General features: G+C 47.9%; 19 protein-coding genes and 1 riboswitch. Of the genes, 18 read left to right on the top strand and 1 reads right to left on the bottom strand.

Features of this window, described 5'->3' with window-relative positions; translation table 11 throughout:
• Positions 1-54 precede the first annotated feature (54 nt).
• From LKE33_04415 to LKE33_04435, 5 genes are all read left to right on the top strand, one after another.
• Positions 55-1,452: an MATE family efflux transporter gene (locus LKE33_04415; GenBank protein ID MCH3950171.1), complete on the top strand. Its 1,398-nt coding sequence runs from the start codon at positions 55-57 to the stop codon at positions 1,450-1,452.
• 175 nt (positions 1,453-1,627) lie between these two features.
• Positions 1,628-2,392: an HAD hydrolase family protein gene (locus tag LKE33_04420; protein ID MCH3950172.1), complete on the top strand. Its 765-nt coding sequence runs from the start codon at positions 1,628-1,630 to the stop codon at positions 2,390-2,392.
• Between the two features lie 15 nt (positions 2,393-2,407).
• Positions 2,408-3,103, top strand: coding sequence for a L,D-transpeptidase (locus LKE33_04425; protein ID MCH3950173.1), 696 nt, complete (start codon positions 2,408-2,410; stop codon positions 3,101-3,103).
• Positions 3,104-3,430: 327 nt separating this feature from the next.
• Positions 3,431-5,059 carry an IS1182 family transposase gene (locus LKE33_04430; GenBank protein ID MCH3950174.1) on the top strand — a complete coding sequence of 543 codons (1,629 nt, stop codon included), beginning with the start codon at positions 3,431-3,433 and terminating at the stop codon, positions 5,057-5,059.
• Positions 5,060-5,680: 621 nt separating this feature from the next.
• Complete coding sequence (locus LKE33_04435) at positions 5,681-6,106, top strand: transcriptional repressor (protein MCH3950175.1); 426 nt, start codon at positions 5,681-5,683, stop codon at positions 6,104-6,106.
• A gap of 300 nt (positions 6,107-6,406) precedes the next feature.
• Here LKE33_04435 and LKE33_04440 read toward each other — a convergent pair whose 3' ends face one another.
• A complete protein-coding gene (locus LKE33_04440) occupies positions 6,407-6,952 on the bottom strand; it encodes an NAD(P)H-dependent oxidoreductase (protein ID MCH3950176.1) in 546 nt (181 codons plus the stop codon).
• Between the two features lie 582 nt (positions 6,953-7,534).
• Between LKE33_04440 and LKE33_04445 the strand changes: the two genes are divergently transcribed.
• From LKE33_04445 to rsmB, 13 genes are all read left to right on the top strand, one after another.
• Positions 7,535-8,332, top strand: coding sequence for an MBL fold metallo-hydrolase (locus LKE33_04445; GenBank protein MCH3950177.1), 798 nt, complete (start codon positions 7,535-7,537; stop codon positions 8,330-8,332).
• The gene (locus tag LKE33_04450) at positions 8,332-9,039 is read left to right on the top strand and encodes a hypothetical protein (GenBank protein MCH3950178.1); all 708 of its coding nucleotides are present in this window, start codon (positions 8,332-8,334) and stop codon (positions 9,037-9,039) included. Before LKE33_04445 ends, LKE33_04450 begins: the two co-directional genes overlap by 1 nt.
• Before the next feature lie 36 nt (positions 9,040-9,075).
• Positions 9,076-10,206 carry a trypsin-like peptidase domain-containing protein gene (locus LKE33_04455; GenBank protein MCH3950179.1) on the top strand — a complete coding sequence of 377 codons (1,131 nt, stop codon included), beginning with the start codon at positions 9,076-9,078 and terminating at the stop codon, positions 10,204-10,206.
• The gene (rlmH, locus tag LKE33_04460) at positions 10,199-10,681 is read left to right on the top strand and encodes a 23S rRNA (pseudouridine(1915)-N(3))-methyltransferase RlmH (protein ID MCH3950180.1); all 483 of its coding nucleotides are present in this window, start codon (positions 10,199-10,201) and stop codon (positions 10,679-10,681) included. Before LKE33_04455 ends, rlmH begins: the two co-directional genes overlap by 8 nt.
• A gap of 14 nt (positions 10,682-10,695) precedes the next feature.
• Positions 10,696-11,508: a PHP domain-containing protein gene (locus tag LKE33_04465; protein MCH3950181.1), complete on the top strand. Its 813-nt coding sequence runs from the start codon at positions 10,696-10,698 to the stop codon at positions 11,506-11,508.
• A gap of 251 nt (positions 11,509-11,759) precedes the next feature.
• Entirely contained in the window at positions 11,760-12,884 is a 1,125-nt protein-coding gene (locus LKE33_04470) for a DUF362 domain-containing protein (protein ID MCH3950182.1), read from the top strand.
• A 12-nt stretch (positions 12,885-12,896) separates the two neighbouring features.
• Positions 12,897-13,946 carry a [citrate (pro-3S)-lyase] ligase gene (gene citC / locus LKE33_04475; GenBank protein MCH3950183.1) on the top strand — a complete coding sequence of 350 codons (1,050 nt, stop codon included), beginning with the start codon at positions 12,897-12,899 and terminating at the stop codon, positions 13,944-13,946.
• A gap of 431 nt (positions 13,947-14,377) precedes the next feature.
• Positions 14,378-14,483: riboswitch (SAM riboswitch) on the top strand.
• A gap of 56 nt (positions 14,484-14,539) precedes the next feature.
• Positions 14,540-15,730, top strand: coding sequence for a methionine adenosyltransferase (gene metK / locus LKE33_04480; GenBank protein MCH3950184.1), 1,191 nt, complete (start codon positions 14,540-14,542; stop codon positions 15,728-15,730).
• Between the two features lies 1 nt (position 15,731).
• Positions 15,732-18,128, top strand: coding sequence for a primosomal protein N' (priA, locus tag LKE33_04485; GenBank protein MCH3950185.1), 2,397 nt, complete (start codon positions 15,732-15,734; stop codon positions 18,126-18,128).
• A 360-nt stretch (positions 18,129-18,488) separates the two neighbouring features.
• Entirely contained in the window at positions 18,489-18,959 is a 471-nt protein-coding gene (gene def / locus LKE33_04490) for a peptide deformylase (GenBank protein MCH3950186.1), read from the top strand.
• A gap of 1 nt (position 18,960) precedes the next feature.
• A complete protein-coding gene (gene fmt / locus LKE33_04495; GenBank protein ID MCH3950187.1) occupies positions 18,961-19,899 on the top strand; it encodes a methionyl-tRNA formyltransferase in 939 nt (312 codons plus the stop codon).
• A gap of 6 nt (positions 19,900-19,905) precedes the next feature.
• On the top strand, positions 19,906-20,679 hold the full coding sequence (locus LKE33_04500; GenBank protein ID MCH3950188.1) for a DUF116 domain-containing protein: 774 nt from the start codon (positions 19,906-19,908) through the stop codon (positions 20,677-20,679).
• Entirely contained in the window at positions 20,672-22,015 is a 1,344-nt protein-coding gene (gene rsmB, locus LKE33_04505) for a 16S rRNA (cytosine(967)-C(5))-methyltransferase RsmB (protein ID MCH3950189.1), read from the top strand. The genes LKE33_04500 and rsmB overlap by 8 nt, the downstream gene beginning before the upstream one ends.
• Positions 22,016-22,017 lie beyond the last annotated feature (2 nt).

Genomic DNA, 22,017 nt, shown 5'->3' on the forward strand with positions numbered 1-22,017 from the left:
CAGGGAATCATTATGGTATAATCATGCTAATTCAGAAAGTAAAAGGATGGGAGTATGATGCGGAAACTCGATTATGGAAGCGGGAGTGTCGGAAAAAATATCCTGTATTCGGCAATTCCTCTAACGATTGCCCAGCTCCTTTTGATTTTTTATAATATCGTTGACCGCTTTTATATCGGCCGAATTCCGGGAAGCGGGACCCTGGCCCTGGGCGCTGTGGGAATTTGTTTTCCGGTCATCGTTTTGGTTACTGCCTTTACTAATTTATTCGGAATCGGCGGTGCACCGCTGTTTTCTATCGCTTTAGGGCAGAAGAATCCGAAGAAGGCGCAGGAAATTGTCAATACGGCCTATCGATTGGAGTGCATTTCTGCTCTTTTGATTTTGCTTATCGGGGAAGCTGCAATGGTTCCGCTGCTCCATCTTTTCGGGGCCGGAAAAGAAGCAATGCCTTATGCAGTTCCGTACCTCAGGATTTACCTTTTGGGGACATTCTGTGTGATGATTTCCGGCGGTATGAATCCCTACATGACGGCACAGGGATATCCCAGAGCCGGAATGATTGCAATCCTTATCGGGGCAATAGCTAATTTGATTCTGGACCCGATCTTTATTTTTGCATTTGGCATGGGTGTCAGCGGTGCTGCCTGGGCCACCGTGATTTCACAAACACTCTCCTGGTTTTATGTGAGGCGCTTTTTTGCTTCTTCCCTCTCGTCTTTCAAGTTATGGCTGCGTAAAAAAGACAGTGAAAAATATTTACCTCATGCACTTGATATCATGGGACTGGGTGTAGTGCCTTTTATTATGCAGGCGACTAACAGTCTGGTACAGGTTGTTGCCAATCATGCTTTGATGCAGTGGGGCGGAGCTCTTTTCATTTCGGCGATGACCATCATTTCTTCTGTCCGCCAGGTAATCGAGACGCCGGTTGCCACCATTGCTCAGGGAGCGGCACCGCTGGTCAGCTACAATTACGGGGCACATGATGCTGCAAAGGTACGGCGGGGTATTCAGATTACTACCATTGTGGCCGTAGGATATGCCCTGACTGTCTGGATTTTGATAGCTTCTTTCCCGCACTTTTTTGCCCGCATCTTTACTTCGGATGAAGCGTTGATCGAGGAGACAGTACACGCTATTCATTTGTACTTTTTTGCTTTTATTTTCCAGGCTTTTCAGGTTACGGGACAAAATATTTTTCGTGCTCTCAATAAGAGAAAGCAGGCTATCTTCTTCAGTTTGTTCCGTAAAGTGATCCTGGTGGTGCCGCTGACTCTGCTGTTGCCGAATTTCATGGGACTTGGAACCGACGGCGTATTTATAGCGGAACCGATTTCCAATTTAATCGGCGGTACATTCAGCTATTCCACCATGGTCTGGATTGTCAGCCATGAATTAAAATCCTGGAAAGAAAAAACAGATTCATCTCAAATGGCTGACGGCAGGTAGACAGACCTGGTCTGGTGTACGGACGGCGAAAAAAGGAGAGTGGAGAATGCAGGTGTGTTTCTCTGCTCCCCTTTTTTATAACCGGAGCTGATTCTGGATACTTTTTTTCCTTCGTGTTATAATTGCATTCTTGTAGGTAGGAAATTATGCAGCATGCATTATGAAAGGGATTGTCATGAGAAAAAAATATTTCTTTTTTGATATCGATCAAACCCTGGGAATCGGCATCTCCCAGATTGTTCCGCCGGATGCACAGGCCTGTCTTGATGCCCTGCAGGCAGCCGGCCATTTTGTGGCGCTAGCGACAGGGCGTCTGCAGTGCGATGCAGCAGCGTTTGCCGATAAACACGGTATTCATTCTATTGTAGCTGACGGCGGTAATAGTCTGACAGTAGATGGAAAGATTATCTTTATGGAAGGTCTTCCGCTGAATCCGGTAAAAAAGATGCTGCACTATCTGACGGATATCCATCGTCCCTGGGCAGTGGTCAAAGATAATACATTCTATCGGTACTCGCCTTACTCTGATTATCCCCGCAAAGATCCGCGGAATTATATGATTACTCGCGTGGCACCCGTGGATATTGATGCTCTTTCCACAGTGTACAAGGTTACTTATGCTCAGGAACCGGAAGGAGAAGAGCCTTCTCCTCAATTTGGGCTTCCGCATCTTGATTATATCGATCGAACTTATTTGGTAGAACCTGTAGATAAAGGCCTTGGCGTGGAACGCATGATGGAGCGTTTGGGAGCAGATCCTTCCGATGCTGTCGTATTTGGAGACGGGATGAATGATCTCACCATGTTCCGCCCGCCGTTTTTCTCAATTGCTATGGGCAATGCACGGCCGGAACTCAAAAAACAGGCTGATTACATCACGGACCCGGTTGATCAGGGCGGAGTCATCAATGCCTGCCGTCATTTCGGCTGGATTAAATGAGGAGAGAAATTATCAATGAAAAAAGGATTTTTTCCTAGAATTGCCCAGCATAAAAAACTGCTGATTGGAATTTTTACTTGTCTGCTCGTACTGACGGGCTGTTTTACCCTGGGATACAAAGGTGCAGGAGCCTTTTCGGAGGAGACAAAAGGCCGCGTCGTAACTTCTGTCGGCAAGACAAAGCTTCCGAATGATCCGAAGACGACTGCTATGAAGAATCAGCAGGCAGGAGAGGCATCAAAGGCTGAGGAGAAGCCGGCAGCACCAGTGTCCCTGACACCGGGAAAAACGTATAAAATCATCGTTGATAAGAGTGAACATATGCTGTATTTGTATGACGGGGATATGGTTGTCCGGAAATGGACCTGTGCCGTAGGACGCGGCGGATTGGGACAGAAACAGCGCCGCGGCGATAATATGACGCCTGTTGGCACATTCCGTATCGATGAAATTGATGATGCGTCTTCCTGGACTCATGATTTCGGAGATGGTAAAGGCGCCATTGCCGGAGCTTATGGACCCTGGTTCCTGAGCCTTGATACCAATGAACTGAGCGGGGGCGCCTGGGACGGCATCGGTATCCATGGTACGCACGACCCGGCAAGCCTGGGAACGGATGCTTCCGAAGGATGTATTCGGCTGGATAACCGAAACCTGGAGGAATTGCATCGTATTGCTCGTGTCGGAATGCTTGTGGAGATACGGGATTAAGAAAAAGGGACTGTGAAAAAATAAAAAAGCGCCTTTGGCTTTTGACCTGTGGCATTTAGCCACGTCTGCAGCAGTGTGGTAAGGCTTTTGATTCAAATAAAAAATAAAAGCCTGAAATTCAGCAGATAACCTGAATTTCAGGCTTTTATTTTTATAAGTTTTTGGAAAAATGCTTTGGTCATTTTTTTTCCCACGGGCGGGATGCGGACGGCGGGATGGCGGAAAGCGCTCAAAAAGGGGCTGTCGCATTTTGCGACGGCCTCTTTTGTATCAAAAGCAAGGCGCGGCCTCATTGAATGAGACCGCGCCTTGGTGTAGAATTTAAATATGCAAAAAAACAAACCTACACAAAAGGATTATACAAAAATTGGTAGTTCTTATCAACTTTTTCTTCCTCTAAATTTTGAAGTACAAATCCCTAATGACGATCCTGTTCGCTTGGTGCGTGCCATGGTAGAAGGGATGGATGTAAAGGCATTGTATGACACGTATTCTCATGTCGAGAATAAATTAACGTCACCAATTCAGCTGCTGGAAATCGTCATTTATGCATGTATGGAAGGAATTCGTGGTTCGCGTAAGATAGAGCAATCCTGTAAAAGAGACACTCATTTCATGTTTCTCTTAGATGGGAAAAAAGCTCCGGATAATGCAACCATTGCAAGATTTTGTTCCCTCCATCTAAAACCATGTATCAAGAAACTCATGATTCAGATGGATAAATGGCTGCTGGCTCGCGGTTTCATCACTCTGGATAGCCTGTTCATCGATGGGACAAAAATTGAATCTGTGGCAAACAAGTACAAATTTGTTTGGAAAAACAGAGTCTTAGGCAGCCAGAACAAACTCATAGAGAAACTGGAGCAACTGGTTCCCGAAATCGAGGAACGTTTCGGAATCAAGGTCTGTTACGGAAACACTTTCCACATCCGTCATTTAAAGAAGCTCCTAAAAAAACTGCTTGTCATAAAGCGGGCTGAGGGAATCGAGTTTGTTCACGGATGTGGGAAAAGAAAGACCATTCTACAGAAGTACTATGAGATTTTAGCTAACTATCTCAAACGGCTTAAGGTGTATACGAAGCAGCTTCACATCTGTGGGGAACGGAACAGCTTTGCCAAAACAGACCCGGATGCTACCTTTATGAGGATGAAAGAAGATGCCATGCTTAATGGCGCCTTAAAGCCGGGATACAATGTCCAATATGCAAACAATTCCGGTTTTACCTTGTTTGCAGATGTGAGTGCACATCCCACAGATATGCGGACACTCATTCCTTTTCTTGAAGGATTTGAAGCCCACTTCGGTCAGAAATTTGCAAACATTGTAGCCGATGCAGGCTATGAAAGCGAAGAGAACTTGGTCTGGCTGAAGAAGAATCAGTATACTTCATATATCAAGCCTAACAATTATGAAAGAAGCAAGAGGAAAAAGTATAAGAACGACATCGGCAAAGCAGAAAACATGACATATTTGCCTGATCAAGACATGTATATCTGTAAAGGTAGGAGACTGCTGAAAGTCAGCAAAGTAACCCAGGTAAAGAACCGGTCGGGATATGTGTCAGAGAAAACATATTACGAATGTAAGGACTGCAGCGGTTGTCCCTACAAGGAACAGTGCATCCATGGGAACAATTGCAGGACACCTATGGAGAAAAGAAACAAGAAATTAGTGGTCTCGAAGAATTTTGCTGCATTGAGGGCAGAATCCCTGAAGAACATTACTTCCGAATATGGTAAGGAACTGAGGATGAACCGCAGTATACAGGCAGAAGGAGCCTTTGCGGATCTCAAGGATTCATTAAACGTCAGAAGATTAGAAACCCGAGGCAAAGGAAATGCCCTGGTAACAGTGGGAATATGTGCCATGGCACGGAATGTCCTGAAGGTCCATCACAAAGTTCAAGACGGCAAAGAGGATTTGCACTTATATCCGCTGAAAAAAGAGGCCTAAAAGATACAAAAAGAGCGCTCGAAAAAAAGCAACTTAGGGTTGCTTAATTTCGTGCGCCCTTTTTTCATCTCAAAACATATCCAACTAAAAAGTAAGGCAAATTGGGGCCTTTAGCAAGTTATTTCAGGGATTAAAAATCGGTCACTTGCGACAGCCCCTTTTGAACCTATAAAAGTAAGTTCTCAGATTCAAGTCAAGTGCTGAAAACTGAATGCCATTTTCGCTTTTCTTAAGGGACGGCTTATTGGTCCGGGCAGTCTGCCTGTTCACTAGATGATACCGATTTGTTTTCGGTACCAAAAATATGTAAAGAAAACTGGATAATAAAACGACTAAATAGGCATGATTTTATTATTTATTATTTAATGTTCGGAAATTAAATAATATCAATTATTTAATTTTATATTGCTTTGATTTAAAAATTTAGTTTGTAAAAGCAAAAATACGAAAGTAGTAAAGATTATTATTATTATTAGAAAAGAATATAGAAAATATCTAAAGTTTTTTAAAATCGTTATTGACATTTAGCACCAAATTATATATTATTAAATTGTAATAATCGTTATTTGTTTGAGAGGGAAAATAACCAAAGTAAGGATATTAATTAGGGAGATGATTTTAATGTATACTGCAGTGGAGCTTGCAAAAATTTTGAGGGATCACGGATGCAAAGTAACCCCGCAGCGTCTTGTTGTCTATGATGTATTGGCTCATACCAAAGAACATCCGACGGCTGAAATGATTTATGAAAAGGTTCGTGAAGAGTACCCGACCATGAGTTTTGCTACGGTGTATAAATCCGTGGAAATCTTTAGCAAACTCGGTATTATTCAAGTATTAAACACTGGCGAAGACAGCTTCCGTTATGATGCAAACACGACGGAACATCCGCATATCAGATGTATCAAATGCGGTAAGGTATGTGATGTATCCCACTTGGAAGCAAAGGCTGTTGAAAACATGGTATCTACAGAAACCGGTTTTGATGTAAAGGGTCATCAGTTCTATTTCTACGGTGTATGCCCCGATTGCCAGAGCAAGAAATAAGATTTGATAAAAAGAGTGACTGTGAAGAAATAAAGGGTGCTTTTGGTTTTTGGCCTATGGCATTTAGCCTCGCTTGCAGCAGTGTGGTAAGGCTTTTGATTCAAATAAAATAATAAAAACCTGAAATTTAGCAGATAATCTAATTTCAGGTTTTATTTTTATAAGTTCGTAGAAAAATGCCTTGGCAATTTTTCTTCCACGGGGGCTGCGAAAAGCGTGAAAAGGGGGCTGTGGAATAATGCACACGCATTATTTCACAGCCTTATTTTTTGTCTGTTCCTGTTTTATGGGCGTCGCTGGTTACTCCAAAAACTTTAAAAAGGCGTCAGCCTGCTTTTGCAGTTCTGACTTCGTATTGTCGCTGAGCACAAGGACATTCGTCTGCATTTCTTCCGGCGTAAGCGATATCCCCACCTGAGTATCCATGAGCTCAAGTCCCATGAAATCAAGCAGGTCTGTGAGTTTAGCCCGGGAAAAACTTGCGGCAGAGCGCCCGGACACACCACTGATGGCTGCTTTCTTTCCATAGGTTACAGCCGATTTCCGTACTCCTGGCTGTACGGGACGGGAGAGCCAGTCTAAAAGATTTTTCAGGATACCGGGATAACTGTGGTTATATTCCGGCGTAAAGAACCAGAGACCATCGGCTTCAGACACTTCTTTTCGCACGCGGGCCACTTCCGGGGGTGCAGGAAATTCTTTGTCCTGGTTCATGTAGGGGAGGTCCTCATAGGAAAGTAAGGAGACTTCTGCTTTATTTTCCACCATCTTTTTTATCAGCAGGGCTGTTTGACGGTTAAAGGATTCCCTTCTCAGAGATCCAACGATGAGCAGTACTTTTTTCATGGTTTATCGACTCCTTTCATAATCAGATGAAGATGACCAGGAAGGTTTTCTTCATTAAGTTATTAAGTTGAATGAGTTATTGTACCATATTTCCTACTTAATTACTATAATAAACTCTTTATTATTTTGCCGCCATCTGCTACAATTCTATCTGTTGGAGACCTTGTTTTGATAGTTCACGCCGGAATATTCACTATCTTAACCATAGGGTCTCTCCTTTGTTTATTGGCATTAAAAAATGCGAATCGCCGGCCGCTCTAAAGCGAAAGTGCCGGGGCAATTATACACCGAACAAAGCGAGTTCTTAAAATCAGATTAAAAACCATATTTGATATGCTGAATGCAGTTTTCGTCTCAATATAGTTTTTTTGTTTTTCGGCGCTGCCGTAATGACCTCTGTTCTTGCTTGACGGTCGTTATTGGCTTTGAATGTATATTTATCCGTGAAAAAGTCACATTTTGCCACGTTTTCTTTCATAAAATGTCACAATCAGGAAAGCCCAATTTTAGTGAAATTTGTTATAATAGGGCAAATATTATAGAATAGACGAGTAAATTCAACTTTTATAGCAGGTGTAAATCATGCATACTCATTTCGAAATTGATCTTTTAGCCAGCGGCAGCAAAGGCAATTCTGCACTTATCCGTGCGGGCGGAACCGCCATTTTGATTGATGCCGGAATTTCCTGCCGCCGTATTGTCCAGGGACTGCAGGCCTGCGGACTTACACCGGAAGACTTATACGGAATTTTTCTCACTCATGAGCATCGCGATCATATTGCCGGCCTGGAAGTGTTTTGCAAGCACCATACAGAAATTCCCGTTTTTGCCAATGAGCGGACTTGGGAGGCGATGCCTCTGCGCAGGCAGCTTGAACGTTCCCAGATGCGAGTTATCCCCCGGAGCTGTACGCTTGGCAGTCTTCGTATAGCCTCTTTTAAGATTCCTCATGACGCGGCTGATCCGGTTGGTTATCAAATTTTTTATGGTGATGAAAAATGTACGTACCTGACCGACTGCGGGGTATTGACAGATACCTGTGAACGGGCCGTGGATGGAGCGGAAGCCCTGATTCTTGAAGCCAACCATGACGAGGAGATGCTGAAGGCTGGTCCTTATCCGGCCGATTTGAAACGGCGCATCCTCGGGAGGGAAGGGCATCTCTCCAATCTGGCTGCCGGCAAGCTGCTCGCTTCTATCGGGAAGCCGCCGCGGGAAGTTTTCCTGGCGCATCTCAGTGAAGTCAACAATAACCCGGAAACGGCGTTTCATACTGTGCATGATCAGCTGGAAACGGCGGGTCTTGAACGGCAGGTTACCTTATATGTCGGGAACCAGCATCATATGGTCAGCAATATAAAAAAAGAGGGTAATTTATAATGAAAAAGTGGCTGTTAACGGGAGGTCTTGTCTTTTTGCTTGCGTTCCCATGCTTTGCGGCAGAACAGAGCGCGGCACCTTCGACCCCGGGGCAGAAAGAAACGGCTATGGAGAAAGCACTTCAAGAAGAAAAAGAACGCTCTGAAAAATACGGCGTTTCTTTTGGGGAATGCTTGTCGCTTGTCGAGGACGGCGACGTTTATGAGGATTTATCCCCTCTGCCGCCGGCCAGTGAGCCGATGGACGTTCTGAATTCCATGGTACTTGATATGTCTGGCGGCCGGGTAAAATCCGTTAACATGGTGCTCCGCAGCGCACGCAAAGCAAAAGATGCCGCAAAAATAGAAATCGGCAAACCGACCATGGTTTTTCATGCAGTCGACACAGTCAATGTAGATGTCAAACCGGTTAAGGATAAAGAAGCAGCCGTGGCGATTGAATTCGTCGGCGCCCACAGGAAAGAATGCAGCAAGTTATTTACCTACGTACTGCGCTGCTATATCCGGAATCCGAAAAAAAATACTTACACTTGTGTAGACGCTGAGGATTTGGCGAAAGATAAAATTAAAATCAACAGCCTTGAAGATTTTCTTAAGGCCCCGCAGCGTAAAATCAAGAAGGGCAGCAGGGACTGGGAAATCGCCGAGATGATATTCCATAAAGAAGCAAAGTCGAATGAACAGCAGGTAGAAGTAGTAAAAAAATAGTGAGGCTGCTGCGAAGAAGATGAAGGAGTGGATACTATGAAACAGGCAATTGTCAAGAAAACGATGGCCGCTCTCCTGGCCATGTCTTTTACAATGAGCTTTATTACGACAGGCTGCAGTTCTGCCGGTAAGGCTAAAACAGAAAATACTCAGCCGTCAAAAGAAGTTGCACAGCAGCAGGAACAGATGCAGCAGGCAGAAAAGAAGATGAGCGCAGCCCGTAATACAGCTATCGTGCAGGCAGCTAAAAAAGTAGGACCCGCTGTTGTCGGTATTACTAATAAAGCCCTGGTTCGGGATTATTTTAACCGTACCCAGATGGTAGAAAAGGGATCTGGTTCCGGTGTTATTTACAGCAAGGACGGGCTCATCGCTACGAATAACCATGTGGTGGAGGGTGCTCAGGAAATCGTTGTCAGCCTGTCCGACGGGACGACCTACAATGGGAAAGTACTGGGCCGTGACTCGACGACCGACCTGGCCGTAGTAAAAATCGATGCCAAGGAACCGCTCACGGTCGCAGAATTTGGCGATTCCGATTCACTTATGGTCGGCGAACCGGCCATCGCTATCGGCAACCCGCTCGGCATGGAATTCCGTGGTACCGTTACTGCCGGCGTAATCAGTGCATTGAACCGTTCTGTGGATGTAGGCGAGCGTCGTTTCAAACTGATTCAGACGGACGCAGCCATCAACCCCGGTAACTCCGGCGGGGCGCTTGTTAACGCAGATGGTCAGGTCATTGGCATCAACAGTGCCAAGATTGCGGCAAGCGGTGTAGAAGGCATTGGATTTGCCATTCCTATCAACGAAGCTAAACCAATCTTGGAAGAGCTGGCCAAGAATGGCCGTGTCGCTCGTCCTTATCTGGGAGTCAGCCTGATCGATGAAGATACGGCAAGACGTTTCGGTATCGGGCTTGACCTGAGAGGTGGACTCTTTGTAGCCAAATTGTTTCAGAATGGTCCTGCCTACAAGGCTGGTATCAGACCTAATGACATTATTACAAAGTTTAATGGCAAAGCTGTCAAGTCTGTGGCCGATTTGAGAGAAGCTTTGAATGAATGCAAGATTGGTCAGCAGGTGTCGGTTACGGTACTGCGTGGTGATACGGAAACTGATATTACGGTGACGCTGACTGAAATGCCAAGGACTACCAATGATTAAGATTACGCTTGCCTGTGTCGGCAAGCTGAAAGAAGATTATTTAAAAGCCGCGGAAGCGGAATTTCGGAAGCGCCTGGGAGCTTACTGCCAGCTTGAAATTTCTGTGATTAATGAAGAGAAGATGCCTGACAATGCGTCTCCCGCAGAGGCGCAGCAGATTCTCCGCAAGGAAACGGAGCGGCTGCTCAAAATCATTCCCGACCATTCTTACGTGATTTTGCTTGATCTTAAGGGTAAGGAGATTACTTCTCCGGCGCTTGCGGAAAAAATGGAGTCACTGATGGTAGGCGGCGTCAGTCATCTGACGTTCGTCATCGGAGGACCTTTCGGATATACGGATGAACTGAGAAAAAGGGCCGATTTTCGCTGGTCCTTTTCTCCGCTCACCTTTACCCATCAAATGATTCGGATTCTCTTGTTGGAACAGATTTATCGGGCCTTCAAGATTATGCGAAAAGAAAAATATCATCATTGAGGATGGCAAAAGTTATGGAAAAACGCGTTGACCTGCATATTCATACCGTTGCTTCTGACGGCAGCTGGACACCGGAACAAGCCGTGACGGCTGCCGCGAAAGCAGGGCTTGGCCTGATGGCTATTACGGATCATGATTCGGTTGCCAGCGTGGCGCGTGCACAGGAAGCAGCCCGGAGGGAAGGAATTCAGTGCAGGACCGGTGTTGAAATCTGCAGCACATTTCGCGGTCATTGTTTTCACATTTTGGGCTATGACTTTGATGTGGAAAATAAGCATTTGCTGGAACACCTGGCTTATAACACGAAGCTCCTCGATGACTGCGATGACGCTGCCATAGGCACTCTTGCCCAGGAAGGGTGGCCGGTATCCGTGGAGGAATACCGCGCCTATCAGTACGACCCGGCAAGAGGGGGCTTTAAAGCCTTATGTTATCTGGTCGACAAAGGGCTCTGCAAAGACGTAAAGGACTTCTTTTCCCGTATCTTTGTCAAGGAACGGGGTCTTGATTTTCCGACCTTTCCGACTATCGAGGAAACGGTTGCCGTGATTCATGAGGCCGGAGGCAAGGCACTTCTTGCGCATCCGGCCAGTCATTTTCATGGGCCGGGCCTTCAGGAGACGTTAAGGGAAGTCGGGGGAAAATCCCTGGATGGGTTTGAGTGCTATCACACGGCGCATAATGCGGAAGACACAGCAGCTCTTGTCGAGTACTGCCGGAGCCACCATAAACTGATCAGCGGCGGCAGTGACTGCCATGGCCGTTTTGTGGACGGCCGCATCATTGGTAAGCCTGTGGTATATGAAAATCAGATAAAGCTGAGCTGAAGGGCTGTCGTACCAATTTGAATCTGTGCGAGAATTTATCCTCATGGCAGCATGACGGCCGTCTGCTGTTTTATCTTAAAATGTGCGCGGCATACTAGATGCGGCAGATCAATTTATCTATTGCTTTGTGTGAAATTTGTGTGAAATAGTGCCTGCATATGATACAATGAAAAGAGTACATAGAGCCGAAAAACGCACCTTGTTTAAAGGCGCGTTTTCCTTTATTTCAACATGGTACGGAGGGGATAACTATGGAAAAAGCAAAAGTATATATGACGGATTTTCGTGTTCCCGTGGGAACCAGTCTGCCTCAGAAACTGCAGAAGCTGTGCCGCTTTGCCGGCATGAAGAATATTGATTTTGAAGGAAAATTCACGGCCATCAAGATGCATTTTGGAGAATTGGGCAACCTGGCGTCCCTGCGTCCGCAGTATGTAAAAGCGGTTGCTGACCTTGTCAAGGAATTTGGGGGCATGCCTTTCCTGACAGACTGCAATACCCTTTATCCGGGCAGCCGTAAAAATGCACTGGACCATTTATACTGCGCGGCCATGAACGGCTATAATATGACAACAACCGGCTGCCAGATTATCATCGGCGACGGCCTGCGCGGTACTGATGAAGTGGAAGTCCCCGTAAAGGGCGGGGAATACATCAAGACAGCCAAAATCGGGCGTGCTGTCATGGACGCTGATGTATTTATCAGTCTGGCTCATTTCAAGGGACATGAAGCGACTGGCTTCGGCGGTGCCATTAAAAATATCGGTATGGGCTGTGGGAGCCGTGCCGGCAAGATGGAGCAGCATTCTTCCGGAAAACCCGTTGTAGATGAATCCAAGTGCCGTGGCTGCCGCCGCTGCGCCAAGGAATGCGGTTCCGACGCCATCAGTTATATCAATAACAAAGCGCATATCGACGAAAATCTCTGCAAGGGCTGCGGCCGCTGTATCGGCGCTTGTGCATTTGATGCCATCAGCAATGTGCAGTGGGACGCCAACGAACAGCTGGACCGCAAGATGGCTGAATATGCCAAGGCGGTTTGTGACGGACGGCCTTGCTTCTATATCAATCTGATTGTCGACGTATCCCCGAACTGTGACTGCCATGGTGAAAATGATGCCCCGATTCTGCCGAATATCGGCATGTTTGCTTCTTTTGATCCGGTGGCACTGGATCAGGCCTGTGCCGATGCCTGCCTGAAAGCTTCTCCGCTGCCAAACAGTCAGCTTTCTGACAACCTGGCAAAACCGGATTGGAAGTGCCATCATGATCATTTCCTTGACAGCAACCCGCGGATTGATTGGCAGACTACCTTGGAGCATGCCGAAAAGATTGGACTTGGCACCCGTCAATATGAATTAGTTGTTATGAAATAAGAGGAGCAGAGTATGTCAGATTATCAGATCAGTCCGGTCTATCCGGGCGACAAACGCACTATGGAACAAGTCGAGGCGCTGCTGCACCAGGAAGGAATCCGGCTTGATCCGAACTTGGACTATACCTGCGTTATGTTTGACGAAGATTATAATGCGATTGCCACGGGAAGCTGCTTTGGAAATACGCTGCGCTGCTTTGCAGTCAGCCATGAGCACCAGGGCGAAGCACTCATGAATGAAATCGTATCTCATCTGATTCAGTACGAATACGACCGCGGGTACGTTCGTCTTTTCCTCTACACCAAATGTTCTTCTGCTAAGTTTTTCCGGGATCTGGGATTCCATGAAGTAGCACGGGTCGAAGGCCAGGTTGTTTTCATGGAAAAGGAAAAAGATGGCTTTGAGCACTATCTGGAAAATCTGGAATCCCAAAAGGTGTCCGGAGCCCGCATTGCTGCCATTGTCATGAACGCCAACCCATTTACCCTGGGACACCGTTATCTCGTGGAAACGGCGGCCCGGGAAAATGACTGGGTGCATCTTTTCATGGTCAGCGAAGATGCCAGCTTATTTCCGTATGCCGTGCGCAAAAAATTGATCCTGGAAGGTACGGCGGATTTGAAGAATCTGGTCTACCACGACAGTGGTCCCTATATCATCAGCAATGCTACGTTCCCAAGCTATTTCCAGAAGGACGACATGGCTGTCATTGAAAGTCACGCTAACCTGGATTTAGCCGTGTTTGTGCAAATCGCGGCACGACTTGGCATTTCCGTGCGTTACGTCGGCGAGGAACCGACCAGTACTGTGACAAAACGATATAACGAAATTATGGCACAGAGACTGCCGGAGGCAGGTATTGCCTGCCGCATTATTGCGCGTAATCAGACGGTCAATGGAGAAATCGTCAGTGCATCGACGGTCCGAAAAGCTATCCATGACGATGACTGGGAGACGGTGAAGCAAATGGTTCCTGAAACGACCTGGAACTTCCTCCGGAGCGAGGAGGCTAAGCCGATTATCGCAAAGATTAAAAAAACAACAGACGTCGTGCATTATTAAAGTTGCGGCTCGCTGCCAGCGACCAGTAAAAAGGGGCTGTAAAAAATAAAAAGCGCATTTGCCTTTTGGCCTATGGCATATAGCCTCGTCTGCAGCAGTGTGTGAAAGCTTTTGCTTCAAGTAAAATATGATATAAAACCTGAAATTTAGCAGTTACCCTGAATTTCAGGTTTTATTTTTATATGTTCAGAGCAAAATGCCCTGGTCATTTTGCTTCCACGGGCGGACTGCGGACGGCGGAAAGCGACAAGGGGCTGTGAAATAATGCACACGTTATTTCACAGCCCCTTCTTTTCGCATCATAGCCAGCCGCCAGGCGAAGTGTCGCGGCTGACTGCTTTTTTGTAGGCTGTCATGTTGTCTGCTTTCTTCGAAGTGCCCTCTTGTAATTTTTAAATATATTCAGTATAATTAGATGTCACAACTGAATATGCTCATCAAGAGTAGGGGAGGGAATGGCCCTGTGAACCTACAGCAACCATGGCCGTATGACCAACGGTGCTAAATCCTGCAATGTTTTTTGTTGTGAGATGAGAGTTGATAGGTGCTCTCATTTCGTGAGAGTATTTTTTTTGTTATCTTGAGGAGGAGCCATGAAAAAATTTTTTACTTCTGAATCCGTAACAGAAGGTCATCCTGATAAAATTGCGGATCAGATTTCGGATGCCATACTGGATGCTATTCTGGAAAAAGATCCGCATGCCCGTGTGGCCTGTGAAACGCTGGTAGCTACCGGCCAAATTCATATTGTAGGCGAAATTTCTACCGACTGCTATGTCGATATCAATAAGATTGCCCGTCAGACAGTTATTGATATCGGCTATGACCGTGCAAAGTATGGTTTTGACGGCTATACCTGCGGTGTGCTCATTTCTTTGGATGAACAGTCCCCTGATATCGCTCAGGGTGTCAATGAATCCGATGAAGCTAAGCAGGGCAATAAGGATGATGAAGAACAGATTGGTGCCGGCGATCAGGGTATGATGTTTGGCTATGCAACGGATGAAACTCCGGAATACATGCCGCTGCCAATTTCTCTGGCTCATAAGCTGGCACGCCGTCTGGCTGAAGTCCGTAAGAACGGGACGCTGGATTATCTCCGCCCCGACGGCAAGACCCAGGTGACGGTCGAATACGATGATGATAAGCCTGTCCGCGTTGATACCATTGTCGTTTCTGCTCAGCACAGTGAAAGTGTTACCCAGGAACAACTGCGCAAGGACATTATCGAACAGGTTATTAAACCGATTGTGCCGGCTAACCTGCTGGATGCCAATACAAAGTACCATATCAATCCGACGGGCCGTTTTGTTATCGGCGGACCGCAGGGTGATTCCGGTCTGACCGGCCGTAAGATTATTGTTGATACCTACGGTGGTATGGCACGTCATGGCGGTGGTGCTTTCTCCGGCAAGGATCCTACGAAGGTTGACCGCAGTGCTGCTTATGCTGCCCGCTACGTAGCTAAAAACATCGTAGCAGCTGGTATTGCAAAGCGCTGCGAAATTCAGCTCGCTTATGCCATCGGGGTAGCTCGTCCGGTTTCTATCAGTGTCAATACTTACGGTACCGGCAAGCTCTCTGATGAAGAAATCGTTTCCCTCATTGAAAAGAACTTCTCTTTGACACCGGCAGGTATCATCAAGACCTTGAATCTGAGACGCCCGATTTACAAGCAGACTGCTGCTTACGGGCATTTTGGCCGTACTGACATCGATCTGCCCTGGGAACATCTGGACAAGGTGGAAGTCCTGAAGGAAGCATTGAAGAAAGCACAGCATTAAGATGAAATATGCAAAAGTAGCCATCAATCTGCCGGCAAAAAATCTTTTTCGACAGTTTACCTACCGCGTTCCTGAGACGCTGGATTTCCTGGGCGAAGGCTGGCGGGTTGTGGTTCCTTTTGGCAGACAGATGCTGGAGGGCTTTATCGTCGAGGAAGATCGGAACGTGGATTTGTCCCTGGACATCAAAGATATTGCCGATGTTATTGGGACGCAGCCGTGGTTCGATGCGGAAATGCTCGCTACAGCGCATTGGCTGTCGCAGTATTATCTTTGTTCTTTGGCTGAAGCTTTACGGCTATTTATTCCGGGTAAACGCACTGTAGCCGCCATCGGGCGCTACCGTGCCGTTCCCGACAAAGAGGGTCCGCTGACGGAATCGGAGCGGGCCCTCTATACGTATATTGCCATCAAGGGACCGAAAACCCGCAAAGAAATTGCCCGTCTGGATGAAGGCGAGAAGGCCTTGAAAGGACTGATTACAAAACAGTTTGTAAGCCTTGATTATGAAGTGACCTACAAGATCAAAGAAAAGTGGGAACGTACAGTCAAAATCCTGCCGGAAGGGTACAAAGCGCTGCAGGAAGGCGGCATTCGGGGTAAGAGTCAGAAGGCAGCACTTTCACTGCTGCAAAACGGAGAAGAAACTTCGGCCCGGGACGTGGAAAAACAGGGTATTTCCGCAGCCGTGCTGCATTCGCTGATTCAAAAAGGCTGGCTCGCTGAAGGAAAGCGGCGCGTCCTGCGGGACAGTTATGACGATTGGCAGGGAACCAAGGAGACTATGACGCTTACTGAAGAACAGCAGGCCGCTGTCGACGCGGTCGAGGCAGAACGTCAGAAGCATCGGTTCCGCACTTTTTTGCTGCGTGGTGTTACGGGAAGCGGCAAGACAGAAGTGTATCTGAGGCTCACGGACAAGGTGCTGCGCGCAGGCGGGCAGGTCATGGTCCTGGTGCCGGAAATCGCGCTGACGGGACAAATCGTAAAACGTTTCAAAGCTTGGTTTGGAGATATTGTTGCCGTGGCACATTCCCGCCTTTCTGCCAGTGAACGTGCCGATGTCTGGGAGCGCATGCGCTCCGGATCGGCACGGGTTCTCATCGGAGTCCGGTCGGCTGTCTTTTGTTCTTTTCATAAGCTCGGGCTGATTATCCTCGATGAGGAACACGAGGGAACTTATAAGCAGGAGGAACGGCCGGGCTACCATGCCCGTCTGGTGGCCCAGGTGCGGGCCAGCCACTACCAGATTCCCGTTGTGCTGGGCAGCGCTACGCCGGATCTTGAATCTTATGAAATGACCAGGCAGGGCCGATATACTGAACTTGTCATGACTCACCGCGCTCACAGCGGATCGCATCTGCCACAGGTTTCCATCGTCGATATGCGCGAGGAGCTGCAGCACGGGAATCGGTCTGTTTTTTCCGATGAGTTGCGTGAAGCTCTGGAAACGACGATAAAAAATGGGGAGCAGGCTATTATCCTGCTGAACCGCCGCGGTTTTTCCACTTTTGTCATGTGCCGTGACTGCGGGGAATCGATTCAGTGCCCGAATTGTGCTGTATCCCTGGTATACCATGCCAAACAGCAGATGCTCGTCTGTCATTACTGCGGCCATACGGAACCTGTTCCGACTGTTTGCCCGAAATGCGGCAGCAAACGGATTCGCTTCTTCGGAACGGGGACGGAAAAGGCCGAAGCAGAGATTGCCGCACTGTGTGAAGGAGTTAAACCTCTGCGCATGGATCAGGACTCGACGGCGCGTAAATTTTCTCACGAAAAAATTCTGCGGGCTTTCCGCAGTCAGGAATATAATGTGCTTCTTGGAACCCAGATGGTGGCAAAGGGACATGATATTCCTAATGTGACGCTTGTGGGTATCTTATCAGCCGATTCACAGCTCAATCTGCCTGATTTTCGCAGCGGGGAACGCTGTTTTGCCCTGCTTACACAGGCAGCGGGACGGGCCGGCAGGGGTACGAAACCGGGCCGCGTCATTTTTCAGGCCTACGATGCAGACAATCCTATCCTGAAACTGGCTGCCGATCAGGATTATGTGACTTTTGCCGCACAGGAACTGGAACAAAGGAAACAGCTTCATTATCCGCCCTTCACGATGCTGCTCAAAGTCGTGGTGACAGGTAAGAATCAGGAGGAAGCTCTTGAAACAGCCCAGCGGGTTGTGAACGGCCTGCAGGCCTGGCAGTTGGAGACAAAATATGAGCTCGAAATTCTGGGCCCGTTCCCGGCTATTGTTCCGGTTATTAACCATATCTGGCGGGTAAATATCCTGCTGAAAAGCCGCAGCATGAAACCGGTGAAAGACTGGATCAGAAAGTCCGAATTCATCAATCTGCCGAATGTATATTTTGATGTGGACCCAATCAGTGTAATCTGAAAAACGGGGCTGCCGCATACTGCGGCGGCCCCGTTTGTGTACCATAAGGCAGTTGTTAGCCGACAAAAAATATCAAAGGCGCTTTTGGCTTATCGCCTTCAGCCTTGCCAGCATCACGGTACGGCCCGGCGGCCGGAATAAAATCAAACCGGAAGCATGCTCTTAGCATTTAGCTTGAATTCAGGAATCCGCTTCTGTAAGTTCAGCGCAAAATTCTTTCGGAAATTTTGTCCCTACGAGTGGGCAGCCTGCTGGCGGTTTGATATTCCTGAACGAGAGCCGCCCTTTTCTTCCCAAAAACGTGCATTCTATATCTGTCCTGTGGTAAAATGAAGGGTAAATTTGTAAAGGAGTAAGATTATGTCACTTTTAAAAATTGTAAAGGTGGGAGCACCGATTTTGCGCGAAACTGCTGAACCGGTTACCCGCTTTGATAAAAAGCTTCAAAAAACATTAAAGAATATGGCAGAGACCATGTATGCAGCTAACGGATGCGGCCTTGCCGCTCCGCAGATCGGCCTCAAAAAGCGTATGGTTGTCATTGATGCGGGCGATGGTGCCGGCATCCGTGAATTCGTTAACCCTGTACTCAGTGATTTTAAAGGAGAAGCCATCGATACGGAAGGCTGCCTCAGTGTGGATGAGTATGAAGGCGAGGTTAAGCGGGCCGCGGAAGTGACCTGCATTTTTCAGGACAGCAAAGGAACTCATTGGAAGCTGGAAGCTCATGGCCTTCTGGCCCGGGCACTGCAGCACGAATGTGATCACCTCGATGGCATTCTTTTCATCGATAAAGCCATCAGCCTGACTCCGAAACGGAAGGAAGAATAATATGAGAATCATCTTTATGGGAACTCCTGAATTTGCCAAGGCTAGCCTGCAGGCTTTGGTGGAATCGGGGCGTCATGAAATTCTTGCCGTGGTTACGCAGCCCGATCGTCCGAAAGGGCGGGGGCATAAGCTGATGATGTCGGCAGTCAAGGAATACGCACTTTCTCAAAATCTGCCGGTACTCCAGCCGGAAAAGGTTAAAACTGAATCTTTCCTTGCCCAGGTGAAGGCTTATGCTCCGGACCTCATTGTGGTGGCGGCTTTCGGACAATTTTTACCCAAGCGTCTCCTTGAGCTTCCTAAATATGGCTGCATCAATGTGCATGCTTCGCTGCTTCCAAAATATCGGGGTGCAGCACCGATTCATTACGCCATTTTAAAGGGTGAAAAAGAAGCCGGTGTCACCATTATGCAGATGGATGTCGGTATGGATACCGGTGCTATGCTGGCCAAAGTCAGCACACCCATCGGACCGGAAATGACCCAGGGTGAACTTCATGATGTGCTGAAGGAAAAGGGAGCGGCCCTGCTTCTTGAAACGATAGATGGCCTGGCGCAGGGAACCGTTAAAGCCCAGGCACAGAACGAAGCGGAAGCTACTTATGCCACGTTGATTACGCGGGAAATGGAAAAGCTGCAGTGGCAGAATACGGCCGATGCCCTGCATAATCAGATCCGCGCTTTTAATCCCTGGCCGGGATCTTACACGCTGCTGCCTGACGGCAAGCGTCTTAAAATATGGAAAAGCCGTGTCCGCACGGATGTTTCCGGAAAGGCGGTACCGGGAACAGTTCTTCAAGCCGATTCCAAAGGATTTTTAGTAGCCTGCGGTACGGGCGTGCTGGAAATCGTGGAATGCCAGCCGGAGGGGAAAAGGAAAATGGCGGCAACCCAGTTTGTCAATGGCAATCAGGTTTCTGCCGGTGTTCTCCTTTCTTGATGTAACATGATTGTAAGCAGACCTAAAAAGAGATTATTCATCGTACTTATTTCCCTGTCAGCTCTGCTCATGGGGGTTGTGGGCTATGCCGTCTGGCGCATCATGGTGCCGGGGCTTGCTCAGATCCATCCAGTGCTGCCAGCTATTATTGGCGGCGCGATATTATTTATTACGGTAGCCCTTTTTGTCGGAATTGCCGGGATTGTCCTGGCGATTTTGGGATTTCCGACAATTCGCTTTTTCTATTTCTGGGCATGGAATGTCATTAACCTGATCTATCCGATTGCCATTTTTCTGGGCAAAGCCATGCATATTTCCAAACGTAAAGTAGAGCAGTCTTTTATTGAGGTCAGCAACCACCTTGTTCGCCGCCAGCATATTCGCGTGCCGGCTGACAAATTGATGATTCTGACGCCTCATTGCCTGCAGCTGGATACGTGTCCCTTTAAAGTGACACGGGATATCCATAACTGTCATCAGTGCGGGCGCTGCGGGGTGGGCGATCTTCTTCGCCTGTCCCAAAAGTACGGTGTCCACGTCTATATTGTAACGGGCGGCACCCTGGCCCGTCAGGCGGTTAAAAAAGTTCGCCCCAAGGCTATCCTGGCCGTAGCTTGTGAGCGCGACCTGACAAGCGGTATCCAGGACGTTTTCCCTATGCCGGTTATCGGAGTGCTCAACCAACGGCCAAACGGGCCTTGTTTTAATACATGTGTAGACATGAAACGCGTTGAAGAAGAAATTCGTTCGTTTATTCTGGAAGAGGACAAGCATGAATAAATCCACCAACCCGAGAGCAGCTGCGCTCTTTATTCTCCATGATATCTATCACAAGGGAGCTTATGCCAATCTGGCCTTGAATAAGGGCCTGAAGCAGGCTTCCTTGTCGAATGTCGACCGCAGACTGGCAACGGAACTTGTATACGGTACGGTGCGCACTACAGGTACGCTTGACTGGTATCTGGGTAAAGTCGTAAAGCGTCCTCTCTGGAAAATGCTGCCGCTCTTAAGGACGCTGCTGCGTCTGGGTGCCTATCAGATTCTGTATCTGGACCGGATCCCCGATGCGGCGGCTGTCAACGAAAGTGCCGAGCTCTGCCGGCATTTTGTCAATGAAAATAGTGTCAGTCTCGTCAATGGTTCTCTGCGTCAGCTTTCACGGGTCAAGGGTGAGCTGCATTTTCCTGAAGGGGAAGAGCATCTGTTGGAGAGAATCGCCCTGGAAGAATTTCACCCCGAGTGGCTTGTCCGCCGGTGGAAGTATCGCTTCGGTCTGGACGAAGCCATTGCGCTCTGCCGCTACGACAATACGGTGCCGCCGCTGTCTCTGCGTGTCAATACACTGAAAACGACGCGGGAAGCCCTGCGGGAAAAACTGCAGGAAGCCGGAATCGGAACCGAACTTTCCAAGTGGTCTCCGGACGGACTCCTCTGCCATAAACTGCCTTCATTGGAACAGCTTATGAAGGATTTCGGAACTTGCCTCTATATTCAGGATGAAAGCTCCATGCTGGATGCGGCAGCACTTGCTCCCAAGCCGGGTGAAACTGTGCTGGATCTGTGCAGCGCTCCGGGCGGCAAAGCGACGCATCTGGCCCAAAAAATGCAGAACCAGGGAAAACTTGTGGCCATGGATATCTATGATCACAAATTGGAACTTGTGAGAGCAAATGCCGAGCGTTTAGGGATTACCTGCCTTTCCACCAGGAAGGCAGATGGTACCGTATTTTTGCCGGAATGGGAAAATCAGGCAGATAAAGTGCTCGTCGATGCTCCCTGCTCCGGTCTCGGTGTTTTGAACCGCCGGGTGGAGGCTCGCTGGACAAAGGTAGAAAAACATCTCAGCCAGTTCCCTCCGCTGCAGAAAAAAATCCTGGATAATGCAGCCCGATATGTCAAATCGGGCGGACGGCTTCTTTATAGTACGTGTACGCTGGAACAGGACGAAAATACACGAGTAAGGGCAGCTTTTTTGAAGGCGCATCCGGAATTTAAGTCAGCTTCCTTCCCGCACCCTGTAACGGGAGCGCCCTTGGAGGAACTGCAGATCCTGCCCTGGCGGGATGGTATCGACGGTTTCTACCTGTGTCTGTTTGAGAAACAAAAAGAGGATTAAGG

Source organism: Acidaminococcus sp., assembly GCA_022482815.1.
Classification (GTDB): domain Bacteria; phylum Bacillota; class Negativicutes; order Acidaminococcales; family Acidaminococcaceae; genus Acidaminococcus.

Bases quoted from the DNA above. Each gene is read 5' to 3' on its own strand.
- LKE33_04415 (MCH3950171.1), top strand. From the start codon at position 55: ATGATGCGGAAACTCGATTATGGAAGCGGGAGTGTCGGAAAAAATATC.
- LKE33_04420 (MCH3950172.1), top strand. From the start codon at position 1,628: ATGAGAAAAAAATATTTCTTTTTTGATATCGATCAAACCCTGGGAATC.
- LKE33_04425 (MCH3950173.1), top strand. From the start codon at position 2,408: ATGAAAAAAGGATTTTTTCCTAGAATTGCCCAGCATAAAAAACTGCTG.
- LKE33_04430 (MCH3950174.1), top strand. From the start codon at position 3,431: ATGCAAAAAAACAAACCTACACAAAAGGATTATACAAAAATTGGTAGT.
- LKE33_04435 (MCH3950175.1), top strand. From the start codon at position 5,681: ATGTATACTGCAGTGGAGCTTGCAAAAATTTTGAGGGATCACGGATGC.
- LKE33_04440 (MCH3950176.1), bottom strand. From the start codon at position 6,952: ATGAAAAAAGTACTGCTCATCGTTGGATCTCTGAGAAGGGAATCCTTT.
- LKE33_04445 (MCH3950177.1), top strand. From the start codon at position 7,535: ATGCATACTCATTTCGAAATTGATCTTTTAGCCAGCGGCAGCAAAGGC.
- LKE33_04450 (MCH3950178.1), top strand. From the start codon at position 8,332: ATGAAAAAGTGGCTGTTAACGGGAGGTCTTGTCTTTTTGCTTGCGTTC.
- LKE33_04455 (MCH3950179.1), top strand. From the start codon at position 9,076: ATGAAACAGGCAATTGTCAAGAAAACGATGGCCGCTCTCCTGGCCATG.
- rlmH (MCH3950180.1), top strand. From the start codon at position 10,199: ATGATTAAGATTACGCTTGCCTGTGTCGGCAAGCTGAAAGAAGATTAT.
- LKE33_04465 (MCH3950181.1), top strand. From the start codon at position 10,696: ATGGAAAAACGCGTTGACCTGCATATTCATACCGTTGCTTCTGACGGC.
- LKE33_04470 (MCH3950182.1), top strand. From the start codon at position 11,760: ATGGAAAAAGCAAAAGTATATATGACGGATTTTCGTGTTCCCGTGGGA.
- citC (MCH3950183.1), top strand. From the start codon at position 12,897: ATGTCAGATTATCAGATCAGTCCGGTCTATCCGGGCGACAAACGCACT.
- metK (MCH3950184.1), top strand. From the start codon at position 14,540: ATGAAAAAATTTTTTACTTCTGAATCCGTAACAGAAGGTCATCCTGAT.
- priA (MCH3950185.1), top strand. From the start codon at position 15,732: ATGAAATATGCAAAAGTAGCCATCAATCTGCCGGCAAAAAATCTTTTT.
- def (MCH3950186.1), top strand. From the start codon at position 18,489: ATGTCACTTTTAAAAATTGTAAAGGTGGGAGCACCGATTTTGCGCGAA.
- fmt (MCH3950187.1), top strand. From the start codon at position 18,961: ATGAGAATCATCTTTATGGGAACTCCTGAATTTGCCAAGGCTAGCCTG.
- LKE33_04500 (MCH3950188.1), top strand. From the start codon at position 19,906: ATGATTGTAAGCAGACCTAAAAAGAGATTATTCATCGTACTTATTTCC.
- rsmB (MCH3950189.1), top strand. From the start codon at position 20,672: ATGAATAAATCCACCAACCCGAGAGCAGCTGCGCTCTTTATTCTCCAT.